Source organism: Halomonas sp. CKK8, from assembly GCF_029625235.1.
Taxonomy (GTDB): Bacteria; Pseudomonadota; Gammaproteobacteria; order Pseudomonadales; family Halomonadaceae; genus Halomonas; species Halomonas ventosae.
On the sequence record NZ_CP121193.1, the window covers coordinates 259069 to 281600 of the forward strand.

Annotated in this window: 19 protein-coding genes; 16 read left to right on the plus strand and 3 right to left on the minus strand. The window is 65.5% G+C overall.

The features are described from left to right. Window positions 1-52 precede the first annotated feature (52 nt). The 12 genes from glnE (at window position 53) to P8934_RS01340 (ending at window position 15817) form a co-directional block, all read left to right on the plus strand. Complete coding sequence (gene glnE / locus P8934_RS01285) at window positions 53-3040, plus strand: bifunctional [glutamate--ammonia ligase]-adenylyl-L-tyrosine phosphorylase/[glutamate--ammonia-ligase] adenylyltransferase (RefSeq protein ID WP_278032552.1); 2988 nt, start codon at window positions 53-55, stop codon at window positions 3038-3040. A 424-nt stretch (window positions 3041-3464) separates the two neighbouring features. Then, window positions 3465-4403 (plus strand): sugar ABC transporter substrate-binding protein, encoded by a 939-nt coding sequence (locus P8934_RS01290; protein WP_278032553.1) that lies wholly within the window; start codon window positions 3465-3467, stop codon window positions 4401-4403. A gap of 238 nt (window positions 4404-4641) precedes the next feature. After that, window positions 4642-5652: an ABC transporter permease gene (locus P8934_RS01295; RefSeq protein ID WP_278032554.1), complete on the plus strand. Its 1011-nt coding sequence runs from the start codon at window positions 4642-4644 to the stop codon at window positions 5650-5652. Window positions 5653-5666: 14 nt separating this feature from the next. Continuing rightward, window positions 5667-6626, plus strand: a complete 960-nt coding sequence (locus P8934_RS01300; protein ID WP_278032555.1) for an ABC transporter permease — start codon at window positions 5667-5669, stop codon at window positions 6624-6626. After that, window positions 6623-8197, plus strand: a complete 1575-nt coding sequence (locus P8934_RS01305) for a sugar ABC transporter ATP-binding protein (RefSeq protein WP_278032556.1) — start codon at window positions 6623-6625, stop codon at window positions 8195-8197. The genes P8934_RS01300 and P8934_RS01305 overlap by 4 nt, the downstream gene beginning before the upstream one ends. 56 nt (window positions 8198-8253) lie before the next feature. Next, a complete protein-coding gene (locus tag P8934_RS01310; protein ID WP_278033982.1) occupies window positions 8254-9330 on the plus strand; it encodes a maleylacetate reductase in 1077 nt (358 codons plus the stop codon). Then, window positions 9327-10691: an amidohydrolase family protein gene (locus tag P8934_RS01315; RefSeq protein ID WP_278032557.1), complete on the plus strand. Its 1365-nt coding sequence runs from the start codon at window positions 9327-9329 to the stop codon at window positions 10689-10691. Before P8934_RS01310 ends, P8934_RS01315 begins: the two co-directional genes overlap by 4 nt. Beyond that, window positions 10688-11590: an NAD(P)-dependent oxidoreductase gene (locus tag P8934_RS01320; protein WP_278032558.1), complete on the plus strand. Its 903-nt coding sequence runs from the start codon at window positions 10688-10690 to the stop codon at window positions 11588-11590. Before P8934_RS01315 ends, P8934_RS01320 begins: the two co-directional genes overlap by 4 nt. A gap of 4 nt (window positions 11591-11594) precedes the next feature. After that, window positions 11595-12458: an intradiol ring-cleavage dioxygenase gene (locus tag P8934_RS01325; RefSeq protein WP_133637236.1), complete on the plus strand. Its 864-nt coding sequence runs from the start codon at window positions 11595-11597 to the stop codon at window positions 12456-12458. 55 nt (window positions 12459-12513) lie between these two features. Further along, window positions 12514-13104: a malonic semialdehyde reductase gene (locus P8934_RS01330; RefSeq protein WP_278032559.1), complete on the plus strand. Its 591-nt coding sequence runs from the start codon at window positions 12514-12516 to the stop codon at window positions 13102-13104. A gap of 122 nt (window positions 13105-13226) precedes the next feature. Next, complete coding sequence (locus tag P8934_RS01335; RefSeq protein ID WP_278032560.1) at window positions 13227-13964, plus strand: sulfite exporter TauE/SafE family protein; 738 nt, start codon at window positions 13227-13229, stop codon at window positions 13962-13964. 80 nt (window positions 13965-14044) lie between these two features. Then, complete coding sequence (locus P8934_RS01340; protein WP_278032561.1) at window positions 14045-15817, plus strand: extracellular solute-binding protein; 1773 nt, start codon at window positions 14045-14047, stop codon at window positions 15815-15817. Between the two features lie 25 nt (window positions 15818-15842). Here the strand turns inward: P8934_RS01340 and P8934_RS01345 are convergent, their stop codons facing one another. Beyond that, window positions 15843-16646, minus strand: a complete 804-nt coding sequence (locus P8934_RS01345; protein WP_133637232.1) for an SDR family oxidoreductase — start codon at window positions 16644-16646, stop codon at window positions 15843-15845. 368 nt (window positions 16647-17014) lie between these two features. Between P8934_RS01345 and aroQ the strand changes: the two genes are divergently transcribed. Next, on the plus strand, window positions 17015-17470 hold the full coding sequence (gene aroQ, locus P8934_RS01350) for a type II 3-dehydroquinate dehydratase (protein ID WP_278032562.1): 456 nt from the start codon (window positions 17015-17017) through the stop codon (window positions 17468-17470). A 10-nt stretch (window positions 17471-17480) separates the two neighbouring features. On the opposite strand, the gene P8934_RS01355 is transcribed toward aroQ, so the two are convergent. Together P8934_RS01355 and P8934_RS01360 are read right to left on the minus strand one after the other, a co-directional pair. Beyond that, complete coding sequence (locus tag P8934_RS01355; protein ID WP_278032563.1) at window positions 17481-18431, minus strand: AEC family transporter; 951 nt, start codon at window positions 18429-18431, stop codon at window positions 17481-17483. Window positions 18432-18458: 27 nt separating this feature from the next. Next, window positions 18459-19250, minus strand: a complete 792-nt coding sequence (locus tag P8934_RS01360) for an IclR family transcriptional regulator C-terminal domain-containing protein (protein ID WP_278032564.1) — start codon at window positions 19248-19250, stop codon at window positions 18459-18461. A 103-nt stretch (window positions 19251-19353) separates the two neighbouring features. On the opposite strand from P8934_RS01360, the gene P8934_RS01365 reads away from it, so the two are divergent. The 3 genes from P8934_RS01365 (at window position 19354) to P8934_RS01375 (ending at window position 22523) form a co-directional block, all read left to right on the plus strand. Further along, window positions 19354-20742: an adenylosuccinate lyase family protein gene (locus tag P8934_RS01365; RefSeq protein ID WP_347403446.1), complete on the plus strand. Its 1389-nt coding sequence runs from the start codon at window positions 19354-19356 to the stop codon at window positions 20740-20742. 177 nt (window positions 20743-20919) lie between these two features. Continuing rightward, window positions 20920-21750 carry a CoA-transferase gene (locus tag P8934_RS01370; RefSeq protein WP_278032565.1) on the plus strand — a complete coding sequence of 277 codons (831 nt, stop codon included), beginning with the start codon at window positions 20920-20922 and terminating at the stop codon, window positions 21748-21750. 5 nt (window positions 21751-21755) lie between these two features. After that, on the plus strand, window positions 21756-22523 hold the full coding sequence (locus tag P8934_RS01375; RefSeq protein WP_347403456.1) for a CoA-transferase subunit beta: 768 nt from the start codon (window positions 21756-21758) through the stop codon (window positions 22521-22523). The last annotated feature ends 9 nt before the right edge of the window (window positions 22524-22532 follow it).

The following is a 22532-nucleotide window of genomic DNA, read 5'->3' on the forward strand; positions in this document are numbered from 1 at the left end:
GGGGCAGGCTTCGCTATGCTGGAGGCATTCGTGAACCGGATGCGAGATGCCCATGGCCCTGCCCGATGACTTCCTGCCGCTGGATGACATTCCCGAGCCCCTGAGGGCTCCCCTGGCGCATGCCCGTGACCGGCTGGCGAGCTCGCTGCAGCAGGCCGACAACCTGGCCGACATGAACGGCAGCGACTCCCCGCTGGAGGACTGGCTGGCGCTGTCTGATTCGCGGCGCGGTGAACTGGCGAAAGTGCTGGCCATCTCGACCTTCGCCGCCGAGACCCTGGTGCGCTATCCGGAGTGGCTGTTGCACCTGGATGCCAGCGGCGAGCTGGATGCGACGCCCACCGCGGAGGCCCTGCGCGACTGGCTCGACGAGCGGCTGGAGGCCGTCGAGGACGAGGCGGCCCTGCATGGTGCCATCCGCCGCTTCCGCCGTGCCCGCATGCTGGGCATCGTCTGGCGTGACCTGACCCGCCCCGCGGGCATCGACATGTGGGCCACCAGCGGCGCGGTGTCGCGCCTCGCCGAGACCTGCCTGGAGGGCGCCCTGGCCTGGCTCGAGGTCCATTTCGCGCCGCGCTGGGGGCACCCTGCCCCGCGTCGCGACGGCAGCGAGCAGCGGCTGGTGGTACTGGGCATGGGCAAGCTCGGCGCCGGCGAGCTGAACCTCTCCTCCGACATCGACCTGATCTTCGCCTTCCCCGAGAAGGGCGAGACCGAGGGCGGGCGCAAGTCCCTGGAGCACCAGGAGTATTTCACCAAGCTCGGCCAGCGGCTGATCACTGCCCTGGACGCGGTGACCGCCGACGGCTTCGCCTTTCGCGTCGACATGCGCCTGCGTCCGCTAGGGGATGGCGGCCCCCTGGTGGGCAGCTTCTCCTCGCTGGCCGGCTACTACCAGGACCAGGGGCGCGAGTGGGAGCGCTACGCCATGCTCAAGGCGCGACCGGTGGCCGGCGACCTGGGCGCGGGAGCCGAGCTGCTCTCCAGCCTGCGCCCCTTCGTCTATCGCAAGTATCTGGACTTCGGCGCCATCGAGTCGCTGCGTGAGCTCAAGTCGATGATCAACCGCGAGGTGCGTCGCAAGGGCATGCAGGGCAACATCAAGCTCGGTCCCGGGGGGATCCGCGAGGTGGAGTTCGTGGTCCAGGCCTTCCAGCTGATCCGCGGTGGCCGCGATACCGAACTGCAGGTCACCTCGCTGAAGACCGCCCTAGAGCGCCTGCCCGAGCTTGGCCTGCTGCCCCGGGAGGTCGTCGACGAGCTGCTGCCCGACTACGTCTTCCTGCGCGACCTGGAGCATGTGCTGCAGGCCCTGGAGGATCGCCAGACCCAGACCCTGCCCAATGACGACCTCGACCGCGAGCGGGTCGCCCTGGCGCTGGACATGGAGGACTGGCCCGCGGTGATGGCTCGCCTCGACGAGGTTCGGGAGCGGGTGCGCCGGCACTTCGATGCGGTGATCGCCGAGCCGGAGGAGGAGGTGGAGGAGGCCGATGACGCCGACCAGCCTACCGGTGCCGTCGGCCTGGAGGAGTGGCGCGCGATGTGGCGTGGCGAGCTGGAGGAGGACGAGGCCCGGGAGCTGCTGGAGGAGGCCGGCCTGGCGGAGCCGGATGCCGCCCTGCGGCGGCTGCGGGCGCTGCGCCAGTCCCGCCAGGTGCAGGCCATGCAGCGCATCGGCTTCGAGCGGCTCGAAGCCCTGCTGCCCCTGCTGCTCGATGCCGTGGCGGGAAGCGAGACTCCGGACCTGGCCCTGGAGCGGGTGCTGCCGCTGGTCGAGGCGGTGTTGCGACGTACCGCCTACCTGGCGCTGCTGCGCGAGAACCCGGATGCCCTGGGGCACCTGATGAAGCTGTGCAGCGCCAGCCCCTGGATCGCCGCCCAGCTCGCCCGCCATCCCATCCTGCTCGACGAGCTGCTGACCCCGGAGACCCTCTACACGCCGGCCGACAAGGAGCGCCTGGCCGACGAGCTGCGCCAGGCCCTGGGGCGGCTTCCCGAGGAGGACGAGGAGGCCCAGCTCGAAGCGCTGCGGGTCTTCAAGCATGCCCAGGTACTGCACGTGGCGGCCTCCGACATCGCCGGCACCCGCCACCTGATGAAGGTCAGCGACTATCTCACCTACATCGCCGAGGTGGTCCTGGAGGCGGTGCTGGCCATGGCCTGGAAGCACCTGACCCGCAAGCACGGCTTCCCGGAGCGCCGCGAGGGCGGGCGCTGCGAAAGCGAGCCCGAGTTTCTGGTGGTCGGCTATGGCAAGCTCGGCGGCATCGAGCTCGGCTACGGTTCCGACCTGGACCTGGTGTTCCTCCACGACGGCGCCACCCAGGGGAGTACCGACGGCAAGCGACCCATCGACAATGCCGTCTTCTTCACCCGGCTGGGCCAGCGCATCATCCACCTGCTCACCGCGGTGACGCCGGCGGGCAGCCTCTACGAGGTGGACATGCGCCTGCGCCCCTCGGGCAACTCGGGGCTGCTGGTCGCGACGCTCTCGGCCTTCGCCGACTACCAGCGCGAGCAGGCCTGGACCTGGGAGCACCAGGCCCTGGTACGGGCCCGGGTGGTAGCCGGCCATCCGCGCCTGGCCGAGCGCTTCGATACGATTCGCGGCGAGATCCTCGGCCGAAAGCGCGACCTGGAGGCACTGCGCGAGGAGGTGGTCAAGATGCGCCACAAGATGCGTGACCACCTGGGCGGCAAGAGCGGGGAGGGCGAGTTCGACCTCAAGCACGACCCCGGCGGGATGGTCGACCTCGAGTTCCTCTGCCAGTACGCCGTGCTGGCCATGGGCCATGAGACACCGGAGCTGCTGGCCTACAGCGACAACATGCGCATCCTCGAGACCCTGGAGGCCACCGAGCGCCTGCCGGCCGAGACATGCCAGCGGCTGCGCGAGGCCTACCTGGCCCTGCGCAGCGCTGCCCATCGCGCCTCGCTGACCCGCGAGCCCGTTCGTGGACGCGACGAGGCGTTCCAGGAGCACCGCCAGGTGGTGATCGAGGCCTGGCAGCGGCTGCTGGAACCGCAAGGTCACTGAGCGCGCCGCGCTCGATACGGTGCGCGGCAAGCCGTCCAACTGGCTGATGCCGGTGGCCTGATATCCCCACCGGCCTTATCTCTCCCCGGCCCCTCGGGGAGTGAAAGCAAGGCGCCCCGCCTGTGAGCCGCAGACGGGTCGCCTTGAATTAGCACCATCGCGGTGCTGCGATCACGGAATTCCTCAGTAACCGTTGCCTTGCTGCTTCTCCCAGCCATTACAGCGGGTTAAGAGGTCGCCGTGCCGCCTTCTCCCTGCCATGGTCCCTTCCTAAGGCGGAGCGGGTCGGAAAAGTATCCAGATTGGTCATTTCGCCGGGATGGCCGCGTTGCGGTGAATCAAGCCGCGGCCCTAAGCTCACCTGACCCTGACAAGCCCCTCCGGCATGTCGGCGAGAGCAAACTAAAACAAAGCAGGTGACAACATGTTCTACAAAACAGCGCTAGCGACCAGTGTCATGATTCTCTCCGCGGGCCTTGCCCAGGCCGAGGAGTCCTACCGCATCGGCATCACCCAGAACAATGTCGGTGTCGACAGCTACCAGACGACCTATGAAAGCGCCTTCGAGAAAGCGGCCGCCGAGCATGGCAATGTCGATGTCGTCGTGCTCGATGCCGGCGGCGATGTGGCCCGCCAGATCGGCCAGGTGCGCAACCTCATCCAGCAGCGTGTCGATGCCATCATCATCTGGCCGACCAACGGCCAGGCGGTGATCCCGGCCATCCGCCAGGCCCACAAGGCCGGCATCCCCGTCGTGGTGACCAACTCCAAGATCGCCGAGGCGGGCCTTGACTATATTGCGGCCTTCTCGGGCCCCGACAATGTCCAGCAGGGGGCCTCCTCTGCCGAGATGATGTGCGAGGCCCTCGATGGCGAGGGGCAGATCGTTCAGATCGCCGGCCAGCCGGGGTATACCACCGCCATGGAGCGCTCGAAGGGGTTCGAGGACAAGCTGGCCGAGGCGTGCCCCGGAGTCGAGCTCGTGGAGACCCAGCCCGCGGACTGGAACCGCGAGAAGGCCCAGCGGGTCATGGAGAACTTCCTCACCAAGTATGACGACATCGACGGCGTCTATGCCGGCGATGACAACATGGGTGTCGGTGCCCTGAATGCCGCCAAGAGTGCCGGCCGTGCCGATGAGATCGTGTTCATCGGTGCCACCAATTTCGCCGTGGGTTACGAGGCCATCGAGCGTGGCGAGTACTACGGCTCCATCTACCAGTCCCCGGTCGATGACGCGGAAGCGGCGCTCCAGACCGCCCTCGATGTCCTGGCAGGTGAAGAGGTGCCGAAGATGAACTTCTTCGAGACGCCCAAGATCACCGCCGACAACCTGGCCGAGTTCGACAAGCCCGTGTTCTGAATATCGCTAGTCTCGGGGCACGAAGGGAACTCGTGCCATCCCGCGTATCCCTGGCCAATGGCTCCGCAACGGTCGATGAAGTCCCTTGCGGAATACCGATAACCACACTCCGTTGGCCATGACGAATGGTCAGAATGTCACTCGAATCGGTGGCATGCCTCCGGGCATGCCAACGGGGCGTCGACTGCAACGGAAACATCCTGGCCTTCAGTCAGTAGCGCCAATATAGGTGAGTACCATGGCTTCTGTAGAACAAGGTAAACAAGCCATCATGCTGAATAAGAAGTATAAGGCAGGTCTCCTGAACTTTCTTTCCGCTCAGGGCATCCTGGTCTTCTTCCTTATCTGCATGTTTGCTTTCTCGCTGTTCTCCGAACAGTTTCTCTCCCAGTCAAATATCATGACAGTGGTCCGCCAGGCCTCGATTATCGGCATCATTGCCGTGGGTGTCACGGTGGTCATCATCGGCGGTAACCTAGATCTCTCCGTCGGGTCGATGCTCTCCTTCTCCACGGTGCTGGTCGTCGACCTGCATGACAAGATCGGGCCGGCCGGTGCCATCATCCTGATGTTCGTCCTCACGCTGCTGATCGGGGCCGTCAATGGCTTCCTTATCGGCTTCATGAGGCTGAATTCGCTGATCGTCACCCTGGCGATGCTGTCGGCGATCCAGGGACTGGTGCTGATCTACAGTGGCGGGAAGAACGTCGATATCGCCAACCAGAGCGACACCTGGTTCGCCTTCTTCGGACGAGGCTATGTGCTGGGTATTGCGGTCCCGGTGATCCTCTTCGCCGTGCTGGCGATCATCGTGCAGGTCGTCATGTCCTATACCAGCTATGGTCGTCGCATCTTCGCCGTCGGCGGTAACCCGGCTGCTGCCGTCTATTCCGGTATCCGCAAGAACTGGTGCGTATTCAGTACCTATCTGATCTCGGCCTTCTGCGTGGCCTGTGCTGCGCTGGTGCTGGGATCGCGGGTCATGGGGTCACAGAACAACGTCGGGCAGGGCTACGAACTGCTGGTGCTGGCCGGGATCATTCTCGGGGGAACCAGCCTGCTGGGCGGGGCAGGGAGTGTCTGGAAGACGATCATCGGGGTATTGATCCTGGGCTTCATCCAGAATGGCCTGCTGCTGCTGGGGTATCCCTATTACACCCAATGGCTCGTCACCTGGGTGATCATCATCCTGGCGGTGTGGCTGGACCTTGCCAACAAGCGCAAGCGTCTGTTCACGACTCACTCCTGAACCTGGTGATCAACATGATTAACATGAAGGATTTTCTCAAGGGCAGTGGCTTCATCCAGCCGATCTGGGTGTTTGTCATCGCCATTACCGTCTTCTTCAGCTTCATGTCGGAGTACTTCCTCTCCGTCGGAAACCTGAGCAATATCCTGGTCCAGACCTCGACCATCGGGCTGATCGCCCTGGGCATGACCTACGTGATGATCAACGGCAACATCGATCTCTCGGTGGGGGCCGTCCTGGGGCTGGCGGCATCATTGTCGGTCGGCCTTCAGGACTATGGCATCACCATCGCGGTCATCGCCGCTCTGGCATCGGGCCTGGTACTGGGTGCCATCAATGGCCTGATCGTCTGGAAGACCGGCGTCAACGCCTTCATCGTGACGCTGGGGGCCATGATCGGTGTCCGTGGCCTCATCTTCGTCTACACCGAAGAGCAGTCCTTCTACGCCACCAATTTCGCCTTCTCCGACTTCGGGACCGCCTCGATCGGGCCGTTTCCCGTGCTCGCCATCATCTTCCTCATCTGCACCCTGGTGATGCACCTGGTGCTGAAGAAGACCGGCCATGGTCGCAATACCTTTGCCGTGGGCGGCAATCCCGAGGCCGCCCTGGATGCGGGCATCCGCATCGGCCGCCACATGATGATCAACTTCATCATCGTGGGGTTCTTCGCTGCCCTCGCCGGGGTGCTCCTGGCGACCCAGATGGGCGCCGCCACGCCGAACCTGGGCCGTGACTATGAGTTGTGGACCATCACGGCCGTGGTGCTCGGCGGCACCAAGCTGACGGGCGGATACGGCAGCATCACCGGCACCCTGGGCGGCGTGCTGGCCATCGGCATCCTGCGCAACGGCATGAACCTGATGCAGGTGCCGGCCTTCTACGTGCTGGTCATTCTCGGCGCCATCCTGATCTCGGTGCTGATCATCGACCAGCGGCTCAACGTCCATGCCAGCAAGGGAGTCAGCATATGAGCACTGCAGCCATGAGCCAGAACGCCGATCGCCGTGCGAGTTCCTCGAACCCCGTCCTGTCATTGATCGACATCACCAAGAAGTTTCCCGGCGTGGTGGCCCTGAACAAGGTCAGCTTCGACGTCAGGGCGGGCGAGGTCCATGCCCTGCTGGGCGAGAACGGCGCCGGCAAGTCCACCCTGATGAAGGTGCTGGCCGGCAAGCACCAGCCCAACGGAGGCCAGATCATCCTGGCGGGCGAGGAGAAGTCCTTCGAGAACCCCAAGCAGGCCAAGAAGAGCGGCATCGTGCTGATTCACCAGGAACAGTCGCTGGTCCCCGAGATGTCGGTGGCAGAGAACATCTTCCTGGGCAGCCTGCCGCTGAAATGGGGGAACCGCGTCGACTGGAAGAAGCTGCATGCCGACAGCACCGAGATACTCAAGCGCCTCAAGTGCACCTTCAGCTCCCGCGACATGGTCAGCAACCTCTCCATCGCCAAGAAGCAGATGGTGGAGATCGCCCGCGCCCTGGTCTTCACGCCCCGGATCGTGGTCTTCGACGAGCCGACGGCATCACTGACCGATCACGAGAAACCGGTGCTCTACGACATCATCCGCAACCTCCAGGAGCAGGGGGTCGGCATCGTCTACATCTCGCACCGCATGGACGAGATCTTCCACCTCTCCCAGCGCATCTCGGTGCTGCGTGACGGCGAGTACAACGGGACCCTGAACACGGCCGAGACCAGCGAGGATGAGGTCACCAAGCTGATGATCGGCAGGACCCTCGAACTCGATCATGCCAGCAAGCCCAGCGAGTTCGGCGAGAAGATGCTGGAACTGCGTCACCTCACCGTGAATGGGGTGTTCGAGGACATCAGCTTCAACGTCCGCAAGGGTGAGATCGTCGGCATGTACGGCCTGGTCGGGGCGGGCCGCTCCGAGGTCGCCGAGACGATCTTCGGTCTGCGCCAGCCATCGGCCGGCGAGATCCTGCTCGAAGGCAAGGCCGAGACGATCCATTCCAGCCACGATGCGGTGGTCAAGGGCATCGCCCTGGTCCCCGAGGATCGCAAGGATCAGGGCCTGATCCTCGGCATGAACTGTCGCGACAACATGACCCTCTCGGCGCTTGGCAGTGTCTCCTCCATGGGGTTCATGAAGACCGGGGAAGAGAAGGTCGTCTACGACAAGTACCAGCAGGCGATGAAGATCAAGACGCCCAGCTGGCGCCAGAAGGTCGGCAACCTCAGTGGCGGCAACCAGCAGAAGATCGTCATCGGCAAGTGGCTGCATACCCATCCCAAGCTGCTGATCCTGGATGAGCCGACCCGCGGCATCGACGTGGGCTCCAAGGCCGAGATCCATGCGCTGATCAAGGAGCTGGCCCGGTCGGGCTATGCGGTGCTGGTGATCTCGTCGGAAATGCCCGAGGTACTGGGCGTCAGTAACCGAATCATCGCGATGTATGACGGCCGGGTGACGGCGGAATTCGACGGCGATGCGGTCTCCGAGGACAAGCTGGTGCAGGCCATCACCGGGCAGTACGTCGCGGACGCCCGCGGGCCTGCTCCCGCGGCCTCGGCCTGATGTGCCCACGCGCCCCGCGCCCGACTTTCCCACGCAATCACGAGGACACCACCATGATGCCCTTCATCTACAACGGCCTGCCGTCACGCGTCATCTTCGGCCAGGGAACCCTGTCCCGGCTCGCCGACGAGGTCCGTGAGCTGGGCTGCCACCGGGCACTCGTCCTGGCAACGCCCGAGCAGGCAGGCCAGGCCCGCGAGGTGCTCGCCCAGCTGGGCGAGCTCGGGGGCGGCCTCTTCGCCGAGGCCAGGATGCACACCCCGGTCGAGGTCACCGACGCGGCGATGCGCCACCTGGAGGAACTCGAGGCGGACTGCACCGTGGCCATCGGGGGCGGCTCCACCATCGGGCTCGGCAAGGCCATCGCCCTGCGGACCGGCCTGCCCCAGGTGGCGATCCCCACGACCTATGCAGGCTCCGAGATGACGCCGATCCTCGGGGAAACCCGGGACGGCCTCAAGACGACCCAGCGCACCCTCGAGGTACTGCCCGAGGTGGTGATCTACGACGTCGACCTGACGCTGGGTCTGCCGGTTGGCATGTCCGGTACCAGCGGCATCAATGCCATCGCCCATGCGGTGGAGGCGCTCTACGCCAAGGACCGCAACCCGGTGGTCTCGCTGATGGCGGAGGAGGGCATTGCGGCCCTGGCGCGCAGCCTGCCATTGATCGCCAAGGAGCCGGCCAACCAGACCGCACGTTCGGATGCCCTCTATGGCGCCTGGCTGTGCGGTGCCTGCCTGGGCTCCGTCGGGATGTCGCTGCATCACAAGCTCTGCCACACCCTGGGCGGCTCCTTCGACCTGCCCCATGCCGAGACCCATACCATCGTGTTGCCCCACGCCGTCGCCTACAACGCCGGGGCCGCCCCGGAGGCGATGTCCCGCATCGCCCGGGCGCTGGGCAGCGACGATGCGGCCGGCGGGCTCCATGACCTGGCGCGCGCCGTGGGGGCGCCCCTGGCCCTGGCCGACATCGGCCTGCAGGAGAGCGATATCGACCGGGCGACCCAGATCGCCACGAGCAATCCCTACTGGAACCCACGCGAGATCGAGGCCGAGGGCATCCACCGCCTGTTGAGCGATGCCCATGCCGGCCGTCGACCGACGTCAAGGGAGGTTACCGACGCATGAAGACCCTGCTGACCAATGCCACCGTGGTGACCATGGACCCCGAGATCGGCGATCTGGCCGATGGCCAGGTGCTGGTGGAGAACGATCGTATCCTGGCCGTGGGCCAGGACCTTCCCGCCGAGGGCGCCGAGATCATCGACTGCCGGGGAGGCATCCTGATCCCCGGGCTGGTCAATGCCCATATGCATACCTGGCAGACGGCCCTGCGCGGCGTCGCCGCCAACTGGACGCTGCTCGAGTACTTCGGCCACGTGCATCGCGGCCTGGCGACCCTGTTCAGTCCTGATGATATCCATATCGCCACTCGCATGGGGGCGCTCAATCAGCTCAACTGCGGAATCACCACCCTGGGTGACTGGTGCCACAACAACCCCACGCCCGAGCATACCGATGCGGCGATTCGCGGGCTCGAGGAGTCCGGTATCCGGGCGCTGTTCTTCCATGGCTCGCCCAAGCCGGACCCCAAGCCGGGTCAGCCGCACTTCAGCGAGATTCCCCATCCGCGCAGCGAGGTCGAGCGGCTGCTCGCCGGCCCGTTGGGCGATCGCGAGGGGCGCGTGACCCTGGGCCTGGCCATCCTCGGGCCGCACTACTCCACCCTCGATGTCACCCTGCACGATTTCGAACTGGCCAAGGAGTTCGGCCTGGTGGCCTCCATGCACCAGGGCGGCGGCAAGGCGGTCACCCCCGGTGGCTGGGACGTGATCGAGGAGAAGGGGCTGCTGGGGCCGGACATCAATATCGTGCACGGGCAGAGTCTCACCGACGGGCAACTGGCGCGGTTCTGCGAGAAGGGCGTGACCTTCTCCATCGCCCCCGAGAACGAGATGACCCAGGGGCATGGCTTCCCGATCACCGGCCACGTTCGCCGGCACGGTGGCGTTGTCTCCCTGGGGGTGGATCTCGAATCGGTGATCTCCGGGGACATGTTCACGGTGGCCCGGATGGCGCTGGGCATGCAGCGTTCGCTGGACAACGATGCCTCGCGGCGCGAGCAGGGCAGCATTCCCGACACCTCGACCATCCGCACCCGCGAGGCGCTTCAGTGGATCACCGTCGACGGTGCCCGCGCCCTCGGGCTCGAGGACCGCATCGGCAGCCTGACGCCGGGCAAGCAGGCCGACATCGTGCTGCTGGACAGCGGTCGGCTGAACATGCAGCCGGTCAGCGATCCGGTCTCGACCGTGGTCATGCAGGCGAGTCTCGCCAATGTCGACAGCGTCATGGTGGCGGGAGAGTTCCACAAGCGACACGGCAAGCTGCTGGCGGACGTCGAGGAGGGGATCAGCCACCTGGCAGCCTCCGGTCACCGCATCTACGCCGAGCTTCAGTCACGCCAACAAGAGGGGGCGTCACAATGACAACCACCACCAAGGTAGCCTGGGTTGGCCTTGGCAAGCTGGGCTTGCCCATGGCAACGCGGATCGCCGCGGCCGGCTATCCCGTCCAGGGATTCGACCTCAGCGCCGAGCGGATGGCGCTGGCCGAACAGGTCGGCATCACGGCACACGATGACCTGGCCTCTGCCGTCGAGGGCTGCCGCCTGGTCTTCGTCTCGATTCCCGATGACCGGGCGCTGCTCGGCCTGACGCTGGAGAGCGGCCAGTTGCTGGCGAAGCTGGCCCCGGGCAGCGTGCTGGTCGAGACCAGCACCGTCAGCATCGAGGCCTCCGCCAGGGTGGCCGCCGCCGCCGAGGAGCGGGGCATCGCCTACCTGCGCAGTCCGGTGTCGGGCAACCCGGTCGCCGCCGAGTCCGGCACCCTGTCGGCCATGGTCTCCGGGCCGCGCGAGGCTCTGGATGAGGCCGTGCCGGTGATGGCCACCTTCACCAAGGCCCAGTACTGGCTCGGTGACGATGAGCAGGCTCGCTACGCCAAGCTGGCGATCAACCTGATGATCGCGGTGAGCGCCGGGATGATGGGCGAGGCCCTGGCGATGGCCCGCAAGGGCAACATCGGCTGGGAGGCGATGCTGGACCTGATGGCCGACAGCGCCGTGGGCTCGCCGATGGTCAAGTACAAGACCCAGCCGCTGAAGGACCGCGACTTCACCTCCACCTTCTCGGCTGCCCAGATGGCCAAGGACCTGGACCTGATCCTCGGCTGTGCCCATGGGGACGGTGTCGCCGTACCCCTGGCCGCCCAGATGCGCGAGGCCTACAGCTCGCTGATCGGCACGGGGCATGGTGAGGATGACTACATCGCCACGATCCACCATACCGAGCGCCTCTCCGGGCTGCCGGCCATCGAGAGGAAATGACCCCATGCGAAACCTGAATGCCGAGAACATCACGGATGCCGTGATCGAGCAGTTCGCCGGCTGCAGTGACGAGCGGCTGAAGAGCATACTGAACAGCCTGGTCACCCACCTGCACGCCTTCATCCGTGAGGTGGAGCCCACCGAGCAGGAGTGGACCCAGGCCATCGACTTCCTGACCCGCACCGGCCAGATGTGCGACGACAAGCGCCAGGAGTTCATCCTGCTCTCCGATACCCTGGGCGTGACGATGCTGGTCGATGCCATCAACCACCAGACGTCCGACCCCATGGTGTCGGAAAGCACGGTGCTGGGTCCCTTCTACGTGGCCGACCCGCCCCAGGCTGCCCAGGGCGAGTCGATCGACTGGAACGTCGAGGGAGAGCCCTTCTTCGTGGAGGGGCGGGTGCATGACGGGCGCGGCGAGCCACTGGCCAATGTCGTGGTCGATGTCTGGCAATCGGACAGCGAAGGGTTCTACGACGTCCAGAAGGAGCTCGAGAGTGCCTCGCTGCGGGCCAGGTTCACCACCGACGACCAGGGACGCTATGCCTTCTGGACGGTGACCCCCTCACCCTATCCGATCCCCACCGACGGCCCGGTCGGCCAGATGCTGGAGATCACCGGTCGTCATCCCTACCGGCCGGCGCATGTGCACTTCATGCTGATGGCCGAGGGCTACGAGACCCTGGTGACCCAGGTCTTTGCCGAGGACGATCCCTACCTTGATTCGGATGCCGTCTTCGGCGTCAAGGATTCCCTGGTCAGGGCGTATGAACTGCTGCCGCCGGGAAGAGCACCGGATGGACGGTCGATGGAAGTCCCCTTCCGCCATCTGACATACGACTTCGGCCTGAAGGCGAGCCGCTAGTCGCATCGCAAGACGAAACCACCCAGAAACCACCATCCAGCAAGAGGAAAGCGACATGACTGTCATCGATAACCATGCGGTCGAGACCCTGTTCACCGAGGCGCGTACCCATAACGTGTGGACGGATCAGGAGGTCAGCGAGGAGAAGCTGCGCGAGCTGTATCACCTGATGCATTTCGGTCCGACCTCCATGAATTGCCAGCCCCTTCGCGTGCTCTTCCTGAAGAGCCAGGAAGCCAAGGAGAGGCTCAAGCCGGCACTGCTTCCCGGTAACCAGGAGAAGACCATGAAGGCGCCGGTGGTGGCCGTGCTGGGCTATGACACCGAGTTCTACCAGCACCTGCCGCGAATGTTCTCCCACAACAAGGATGCCAAGTCGCTGTTCGAGGGCAAGACGGACTTCATCAACTCCACGGCCTTCCGCAACAGCTCCATCCAGGGGGGCTACTTCATCCTGGCCGCCCGCGCCCTGGGGTTGAATGCCGGGCCGATGTCCGGCTTCAACAATGCGGCCGTGGATGAGGAGTTCTTCCCCGATGGCCAGGTAAAGAGCAACTTCCTCTGCAATCTGGGCTACGGCGATGCCTCGGCGCTCTTCCCGCGCCAGGATCGGTTCGAGTTCGACGAGGTCTGCCAGTTCCTCTGACAGGGCCGAGAGGCTGCCGCTTCGGTACGCCGAGGCAGGCACGGGACACTGCAGGTTCCTCCGATTTGGGCCGTGTTAGCACGGCCCTTTTTTATTCTCTTCCGGAAATCACGAGGCGTCATATGGCGTATGACTTGCAGTTCATTGTATTGATCATCATCGCCGTGCTGATTACCGGCATATCGAAATCGGGCTTCGCCGGGGGCGTCGGGGTCGTGGCGGTGCCGCTGATCTCGCTGAAGGCCAGCCCGGCCTTCGCCGTGGCCGTCATGCTGCCGCTGCTGATCGTCATGGATGTCTTCAGCCTGCGGGCCTGGTGGCGCCACCGAGTGGGGGCCGTTCTGTGGCTGATGTTTCCCCCGGCGGTGCTGGGCGTGGCGGTCGGCTACCTGACCTATGGCCTCTTCGATGAGGCCCTGCTCAAGGTGCTGCTGGGGGTGTTCTCGATCCTGTTCGGCCTGTGGGGACTGCTCAAGCCCTTCCGCGGCCGCGTCATGCCGGTCTGGGTCGGTGGGGTGAGCGGCGGCATCGCCGGCTTCACCAGCTTCATCGCCCATGCCGGGGGCCCGCCGCTCAACTTCTACCTGCTGCAGTGCCGGCTCTCCAAGGAGCAGTTCCTGGGTACCGCCGTGGTCTTCCTGGCCGCCACCAACCTGGTCAAGCTGGTGCCCTACGGCATGCTCGGCCTGCTGAATGTCGAAAACCTCACCATCGCGCTGCTGCTTATCCCGGTGGCCTGGCTGGGCGTGCGTCTGGGGCTGGTCATACAGAAACGGCTGAGCGGTGAGCTCTTCTTCCGGATCATCCTGAGCCTGCTGATCCTGCTTGGCATTCGGCTGATCGTTGACGGCTGGGGATAGCCGCGTCGGCGTCTCGATTGCCGCCAGGCGCGAGGTGGCGCTATCTTGTGGCACTCCCTTCTTCTTGCCTCGAGGCGACCATGAGCGACCTCCCCGACGAGAGCCATCCTGAGGGGCCCTACGACAGGCTGTCCCAGACGCCGAGGCCGAAGCTCTCCAACACGGAGCTCTCGCGCTTCATCGACTTCATCGAGAAGTTCGAGGAGGAGACCGAACACTCGCTCTCCCTGAGCCACGGCTACCGGGAGATGCGCATGATGCTCCATCTCATGCGCAACCACCTCGCCGGCCGACTGACGACGCCCACCTCGCTGGCGGATGCGTCCGGGCTCTCCTACGGCACCGCCAAGCGCGGGATCGAGAGCATCATCCAGCGCGGGCTGATCCTGTCACGCCCCAGGACGAAATCGGGCAAGACCGTCTCGTTGCACCCCTCACCCATGATGATCGATGAGTGGGAGAACTATGCGCACCGGATCAAGGGCCTCCTGGGACCCCTGTTCGGCGTGGATCCGGCATCGGACACCGGCCGGCGCATCTTCCTCGACGCGGCCGCGACGGATCGCGTGATCTCGCCGCCGGCGGTGCTGTCGGCACGGCTCGAGCTGAAGGGCGGGCTGCGTGGGCTCATCCACGCCGATCCCACCTTCATGGCGATGCATAACCTCAAGCAGCAACTGGAATCGATCTTCGGCCTCGAGATCCACAACTCGGCCCGCTCGATCGACGACCTGCTCGAGGCGATCCTGGCCAATGCCGGTCGCGCGAAGTCTCGCTACGACCTCGTCGCCTGTGACCTCCCCTGGTTCGGCGAACTGGCGTCGAAGGGAATCCTGCTGCCCCTCGACCGCTTCATTCGTCGCGATGCCTACGACCTGTCCGACTTCCATCCGGTCGCTATTCAGAGCACGCGATACGCCAGGCAGCAGTACGGTATTCCCCTGCAGACCACGCCGGAACTGCTCTGTTACCGGAAGGATATCCTCGAGGAGGCGCAACTCGAGCCCCCGACCACGACCGAAGCACTGGTCAAGGTAGCCCGGCGCTTGCATGATCCCGCCAGGGGACGCTATGGCATCGCCTGGAACGCCGCGCGAGGCACGCCGCTGGGCCACACCTTCAGTTTCCTGATGGCCAAGTTCGGCCAGCCGATCATCAACCTTCGCCGCTGTGAGGGTGGCTATGACTTCCAGCAGGCATCCGGGGAGGCGCTGCGACCGATGTTCCAGTCGGATGCGGCCTACCGCGCCTGCGAATACATGCTCGATATCCTGAAATATTCACCGCCCAACATCCTCAACATGGCCTGGTATGAGCGAGCCCAGTCCTATGCGAGCGGTGAAGCCTGCATGGCCTACTGCTATACGCTGCTGGCCCCGCTCATCGAGTTCGATCAAGCGTCCCCTGCCTGGGGGAAGACCGGCTATCTGCCGCATCCCGTCGGCAACCATGGGCGTGCGATCACCCCGATCGGAGGCTATGCCCTGGCCATTCCGGCCAACCTCTCGGAGGAACGGGTCGAGAGTGTCTGGACGGCACTTCGTCACCTCACCTCGGCCAACATGTCCAAGCTCTACATCCTCAACGGCAGCCTGGTGACCCCACGCTTCAGCGTCAGCCAGGACCCGGAGGTCTCGGCGCTGTCGCCGCTGATCGAGATCGTGGATGACATGGCGAGGAAGGACATCCTGCAGGCCTGGCCGCGCCCCCCGGTGCCGGGCATCATGGACGTGATCAGTATTGCCGGGCACGAGATCTTCGAGGTGCTGGACGGACGGCGCTCCATCAAGAAGGCCCTGTCCTTGGCACAGGACAGGGCCGATCGGGTGATGCGCGACAGGGGATACTATTGAGCCACCAGCCGGGTTGGCGGTGGCGTCACTGCATGATCATGCCGCCGTCGATCATCAGCAGCTGGCCGGTCATGTAGTCCGACTCGGGGCTGGCCAGGAAGGAGGCCGTGCCGACCACATCTTCCGGGTAGGAGTAGCGCTTCATCAGGATCATCTTCTCGGCGAGCTCGTCCATGGACTGGCCCTGCTTGTCGAACTTGCCGATGCTGACCAGGTCCTTGTCGAGCTGCTCCCACAGCTCGGTACGCACGACGCCGGGGCCATAGCCGTTGACGGTGATGTTGTGGTCGACCAGTGCCTTGGCACCACCGTTGATCATGGCCAGCACGGCATGCTTGCTGCAGGAGTAGGGCACCACGTCATCGAAGGCCTGGCGGGACAGGATGGAGCCGACATTGATGATCTTGTAGGGACCGTTCTCCTTGCCCTGGTCGATCATCTGCCTGGCGGCTTCCTGCATCCCGATCAGGCAACCCAGCGCATTGACGTCCATGATCTGGTGCCAGTTCTCTTCCGTGATGTCCATGAACATCAGCGGCTTGTTGATGCCGGCGTTGTTGACCATGACGTTGAGGCTGCCGAAGGCATCGACGGTGGCCTTGACGGCTGCCTTCATCTGGTCACGCTCGGTCACGTTGAGCTTCACGGCGATGGCATTGCCACCCTTTTCCTTGATGCGTGCCACGACCTCCTCACAGCCTTCGAGGTTGAGGTCGGCCACGCACACATTGGCGCCCTGTGCGGCATAGTGTTCGGCAACGGCGGCACCCATGCCACGCGCGGCACCGGTAATCAGGCAGTTCTTTCCTTCAAGACGGGTCTTGTCCATGGTGTCACCTCGGGGTCTTGTTGTGGGTCTCTCCATACCACCGCCGACCTGATGGCCTGTTGTCTGGGCGCATGGAGCCTGGGTCGACAAGGAATCCTGTCACGTGTGCGTTCGCGTCAACGATGCGTCGTGCTTCCTTGTTGATCCGTATTGTCTGCAGGCCAGCCTGGCAATGACAGTTGCCCTCAGGGCCAATCTGACCAGATTGGATGTTTCCGAGGGGCGGCGTCTTTTACCGTCAGTTCGTCGAGGGGATGGCCTCTGCCTTGCAACCCTGGGGGGTGGCACTGACAATTGCCGGGCTGCCAGGGACATCGCTGGCTGATCTCTTTAACCTCCACGGACAAACAATCAAGGGAGACTGCCGGATGAGCCAGCGCAAGGTACTGGTGCTCCATGGCCCCAATCTCAACCTGCTGGGCACCCGGCAGCCGGAGATCTATGGCCATGAGACCCTGGAGGACATCAACAACGCCCTCTATGAGCAGGCGGCGATGGGAGGCTGGGAGGTCACCTGTCGGCAGAGCAATCACGAGGGCGAGCTGATCGACCTCATCCAGGCGAGCCGCCTGGATGGCACCGCGGCGATCATCATCAACCCGGCGGCCTATACCCACACCTCCGTCGCGATCCTGGATGCGCTCAACGCCTTCGAGGGCAGGGTGATCGAGGTGCACCTCTCCAACGTGCACAAGCGCGAGAGCTTCCGCCACCACTCCTATGTCTCGCTGCGGGCCGACGCGGTGATCGCGGGCCTGGGGAGCCGCGGCTATGTCAGCGCGCTGGAGGCGGTGATGGCCGCCGGCGAGGGGGCAGGCTGCTGACGGCTGGCGCTCAGACCGGCAGCAGGCCGAACTGCGTCAGCAGCCAGATCACCAGGCTGATGGTCACGAAGGAGGCGAGGGTGCTGACCATCAGCCCCGCGGCACTGGTGTCGCCCTGGCCGTACTGCTTGCCGAACAGCGGGTAGACGCTGATCATCGGTGCGCAGGCGAACAGCATGGCGCCGGCGATCAGCATCGGGTCCGGATCGGGCAGCAGCAGGAAGGCGCCCAGCACGACCAGCGGGTGCAGCAGCAGCTTGCCCAGTACCACCTGTCCGACATCCATGGCCATGCCCCGCACCTTGAGGCCATGCAGCATGCCGCCGATGGTGAACAGGGCCGCGGGGCCCGCCGCGTCGGCCAGCATGCCGACGGCCCGGGCCACTGGGCCCGGAAGCCTCAGCCCGGTCAGGGCAAGGAGCATGCCGATCAACAGCCCGATCAGGACCGGGTTGCGTGTCAGGCGAGCGAGGGTCTGACGCGCCACCTGGCCGACGCCGTTGCCGTTCTGGCGGCTGGCCTCGGCCAGTATCAGCGCCGTGGGTATGATGAACAGCGTCTCCACCACCATGTTCAGCGCCATGAAGATGGCCGCCGGCGGGCCGATCGCCATCAGGGCGACCGGGTAGCCGATGAAGCCGCTGTTGGAGGCCGACATGCCCAGGGCGTGGATGGCACCGGCATCCAGGCGCTTGCCGCGCAGCCCCATGGAGAGCGCCAGCCCCAGCAGGAAGGTCGCCAGCGACCCCAGGCCGTAGGCCAGCAGGTAGGTCGGGTTGAAGACCTCCGCCAGCGGGTGCTCGGTCAGGGCGCGGATGATCAGCGAGGGCAGGGCCAGGTACATGACGAAGGTGCCCACGCCCTGCATGTTGTCGCGACTCAGCAGGCCGGTGCGAGCCGCGGTGAAGCCGGCGCCGATCAGCAGGAAGATCGGCAGCGTGATCGCCAGTATCTCTAGCACTTCGCCGTCCTTGGGGTGGCAGATGGATCAGCTGACGCTGGCGCGGATCTGTCGGGCCTTCTCCTGCAGCAGCGGCAGGTACTGGCGCATCAGGGTGTCGAAGTCGACCCGGGCGGCATTGGTGCTGATGTTGATCGCGCCGAGCAGCCGGCCGTTGGCATCGAAGGCCGGCACGGCCACCGAGCGCAACCCGGAGTCGAGTTCCTGGTCGGCGATGGCGTAGCCCTGCTGGCGCACCTCGAGGATGCAGCGCCTGAGCTCGGCCTTGTCGGTGATGGTCTTGTCGGTATGCGGCTCGAGGACCACCCGTGCCAGGAAGGCGTCGAGCTCGGCGTCCGGCAGCTGGGCCAGCAGCACCCGCCCCATGGAGGTGTGGGCCGCCGGCAGGCGCGTACCCACCGAGAGGGTGATGGCCATCAGCCGGCGGCGCGACGAGGAGCGCGCCACATAGGTGACGTCATCGCCGTCCAGCACGCCCAGCGACGAGGACTCGCCACACTCGTTGGTGATGTCCTCGAGGATCTGCTGGATCACGCTGCGATAGTTGTTGGCGGAGAGGAACGCATAGCCGAGGTTCAGCACCTTGGGGGCCAGCTCGAAGTGGCGCTGCTGCTTGCGGACATAGCCCAGGGCATGCAGGGTCAGCAGGAAGCGTCGCGCCCGGGCACGGTTCATGCCGGTGCGCGACGCCACCTCGCTGAGCGTCATGCGCGGGTGGGCCTCGTCGAAGGCCAGGATGACCTCGAGGCCACTGGCCAGTGCGGTCACGAAGTCACGATCGTCGGGGCTCAGGGCCTCATCCTGCAGAGACGTTTCCATCCGTCGTTATCCTTGGTCGTGTTGCCGGAGAACCTTGGTCTAATCTAGCATATTTGTTCGAAATGCGAACATGTGTGCGACCATAGGGGGAGCCCCCGGGTTGATGCCCCACGCCACCACCGGAGAGACCGCCATGCCTGCCGCCTTCATCCAGCACCCCTTCATGAGCCAGCAGGCGCTGGCCGAGTGCAATGCCCGGGCCATGGTCGACGCCATGCTGGCCTTCGAGCTGGCCCTGGCCGAGGTCCAGGAGGCCCGTGGGGCGGTCCCCGAGGGCGCCAGCCAGGCCATGCGCAGGACCCTCGAGGCGCATGACTTCGACCTGGAGGCGATCGCCGCCGGCATCGCCAGCGGCGGCAATGCGGCCATCCCCTTCGTCAAGCAGGGACGCGCGGCCTTGCCGGAGGCGCTCAAGCGCTACTGGCACCAGGGCGCCACCAGCCAGGACGTGGTCGACACGGCCCTGATGCTGCTGCTGGCGCCTCGGCTGGCGTCCCTCGATGCCCTGCTGGTGCGCTGTCGCACCGCGGCCCTTAGCCTGATGCAGGCCCATGACCAGACCGTGATGGTGGGCCGCACCCTGATGCAGCAGGCGCTGCCGATCACCTTCGGCGTCAAGGTGGCCCACTGGGCCATCGGCCTGGAGCAGGCCCGTCGCCGCCTGGCCGGGCTTGAACTGCCGGTGCAGTTCGGCGGCGCCGTGGCGGTGCACTCTGGTCTGGACGGGCCGGGCCGGGACAACCTGGGCCTTGCGTTCATGGACGCCCTGGCCGAGCGGCTGGGCCTCGCGACCGCCGTGCTGCCCTGGCACACCGATCGCCAACCGATCCATGCCCTGGCCACGGGGCTGGATGCCGCCGCCGGTGCTGCCGAGAAGCTGGCCCTGGACGTGTCGCTGCTGACCCAGACGGAGCTCGGCGAGGTGGCCGAACCGGGGGCTCCCGGCATGGGGGAGTCCTCCTCGATGCCGCACAAGCGCAATCCGGTGCGCTGCGCGCTGATCCGCGGCGCCGCCCGCCAGGTGCACGGCCATGCCACGGTGATCCTCAACGCCGCGGCCCAGCCCCTGGAGCGGGGGCTGGGGGAGTGGCACGCCGAGTGGGCGCCGCTGCTCGACAGTGCCCTGCTGCTGGAAGGCGCACTGGAACAGGCCGCGGTGCTGCTCGAGGGCCTGGAGGTCCACCCCGAGGCGATGCGGCGCAACCTGGCGGCGACGGGCGGTGGCATCATGGCCGAACCGGTCTCGCGCCTGCTGGCCCCGGTGGTGGGCCAGGATGCCGCCAGGCGTATCAGCGCCGAGGCCGCCGAGTCGGCGCGCCTGACAGGGCGCCCCTATGCCCAGGTACTGCACGAACAGCTGCTGGCGGGGCACGAGGAGCTGGCGGGGCGCGTCGAGCGTGACGATCTCGAGCGGGCCAGTGACCCGGCCTTATACCTTGGTAGTAGTCGTGCCCAGGTGCAGCGTGCCATCGCCTGGCTGGAGGGCAAGTAATCGACTGAAAGTTCGACATTTGCGCGGAGTGATCGCAAGGGGAGGCCAGGCCTCCCCTTTTTCGTGCGCGCACGGCGGGATTTGACGGCCGATCGCGACGGGGGTAGTTTGTTCGCATCACAAATCAATGTTCGTTATTCGAACTTGTCGAGAGAGACACCGCCAGGAGGAGATCCCATGGCCGAGTTCCTGAGCCTGCATGACGCGGTGGCGCGCTACGTCGAGGACGGCGCCACCGTGGCCATGGAAGGCTTTACCCACCTGATTCCCTTCGCCGCGGGGCACGAGGTGATCCGCCAGAAGAAGCGCGACCTCACCCTGATCCGCATGACCCCCGACCTGATCTACGATCAGCTGATCGGCGCGGGCTGTGCGAAGAAGGTCATCTTCTCGTGGGGCGGGAACCCCGGCGTGGGCTCCCTGCACCGCCTGCGCGACGCCGTGGAGAAGGGCTGGCCGCGCAAGATCGAGATCCTCGAGCACAGCCACGCCGCGATGGCCTGCGCCTTCGAGGCCGGGGCCGCCGGCCTGCCGCTGGCCGTGCTGCGCGGCTATGTCGGCAGCGAGCTGCCCAACGTCAACGACCAGATCAGGTTCATCGAGTGCCCCTTCACCGGCGAGCGCCTGGCCGCGGTGCCGGCGGTGCGACCCGATGTCTCCATCGTCCACGCCCAGAAGGCGGACCGTAAGGGCAATGTGCTGGTGGAGGGCATCGTCGGCGTGCAGAAGGAGGCCGTGCTGGCGGCTGCCAAGAGCATCGTCACCGTCGAGGAGGTCGTCGAGGACCTGACCGCCGAGCCGGATTACCACCCCAACGCCTGCATCATCCCGGGCTGGGCCATCGATGCCATCGCCGTGGCCGAGAAGGGCGCCTTGCCCTCCTATGCCCATGGCTACTACCCGCGTAACAACCGCTTCTACAAGGAGTGGGATGCCATCGCCCGGGATCGCGACGCCTTCACGGCCTGGATCGAAGAGAATGTCATGAACGCAGGGGGGAACGCCTGATGAGCATCGAGTACACGTCTTCGGAGATGATGACCGTCACCGCCGCCCGCGCCCTGGAAAACGGCATGACCTGCTTCGTCGGCATCGGCCTGCCCTCCGAGGCCGCCAACCTGGCGCGCCTGACCCATGCCCCCGACGTGGTGCTGATCTACGAGTCCGGTACCCTGCAGACCAAGCCGGAGGTGCTGCCGCTCTCCATCGGCGACGGTGAGCTCGCCGAGTCGGCTCTGACCACCGTTGCGGTGCCGGAGATGTTCCGATACTGGCTGCAGGGCGGCAAGATCAGTGTGGGCTTCCTGGGCACCGCCCAGATCGACCGCTACGCCAACCTCAACACCACCCTGATCGGCGACTACCATGATCCCAAGGTGCGCCTGCCGGGCGGTGGTGGTGCTCCCGAAATTGCGACGAATGCGGGGGAGGTCTTTGTCACCCTGAAGCATTCCAAGCGCGCCTTCGTGAAGGACGTCGATTTCGTCACCACCCTGGGCTTCGGCCGCGACGGCAAGGGCCGCGACGGCGTGCCGAACATCGGCAAGGGGCCCACGCGCGTCATCACCGACCTCTGCGTGATGAAGCCCGACCCCGAGAGCAAGGAGCTCACCGTGGTCTCCCTGCATCCGGGCGTGAGCCGCGAGGAGGTGTGTGATGCCACCGGCTGGGAGATCCGCTTCGCCGGCGACCTCGAGAGCACCCCCGAGCCCTCCTCACATGAGCTCGAGATCCTGCGCGAGCTTAAAGAACGCACCGAACGCCAGCACGCCGGCGAGTAACAGGAGACC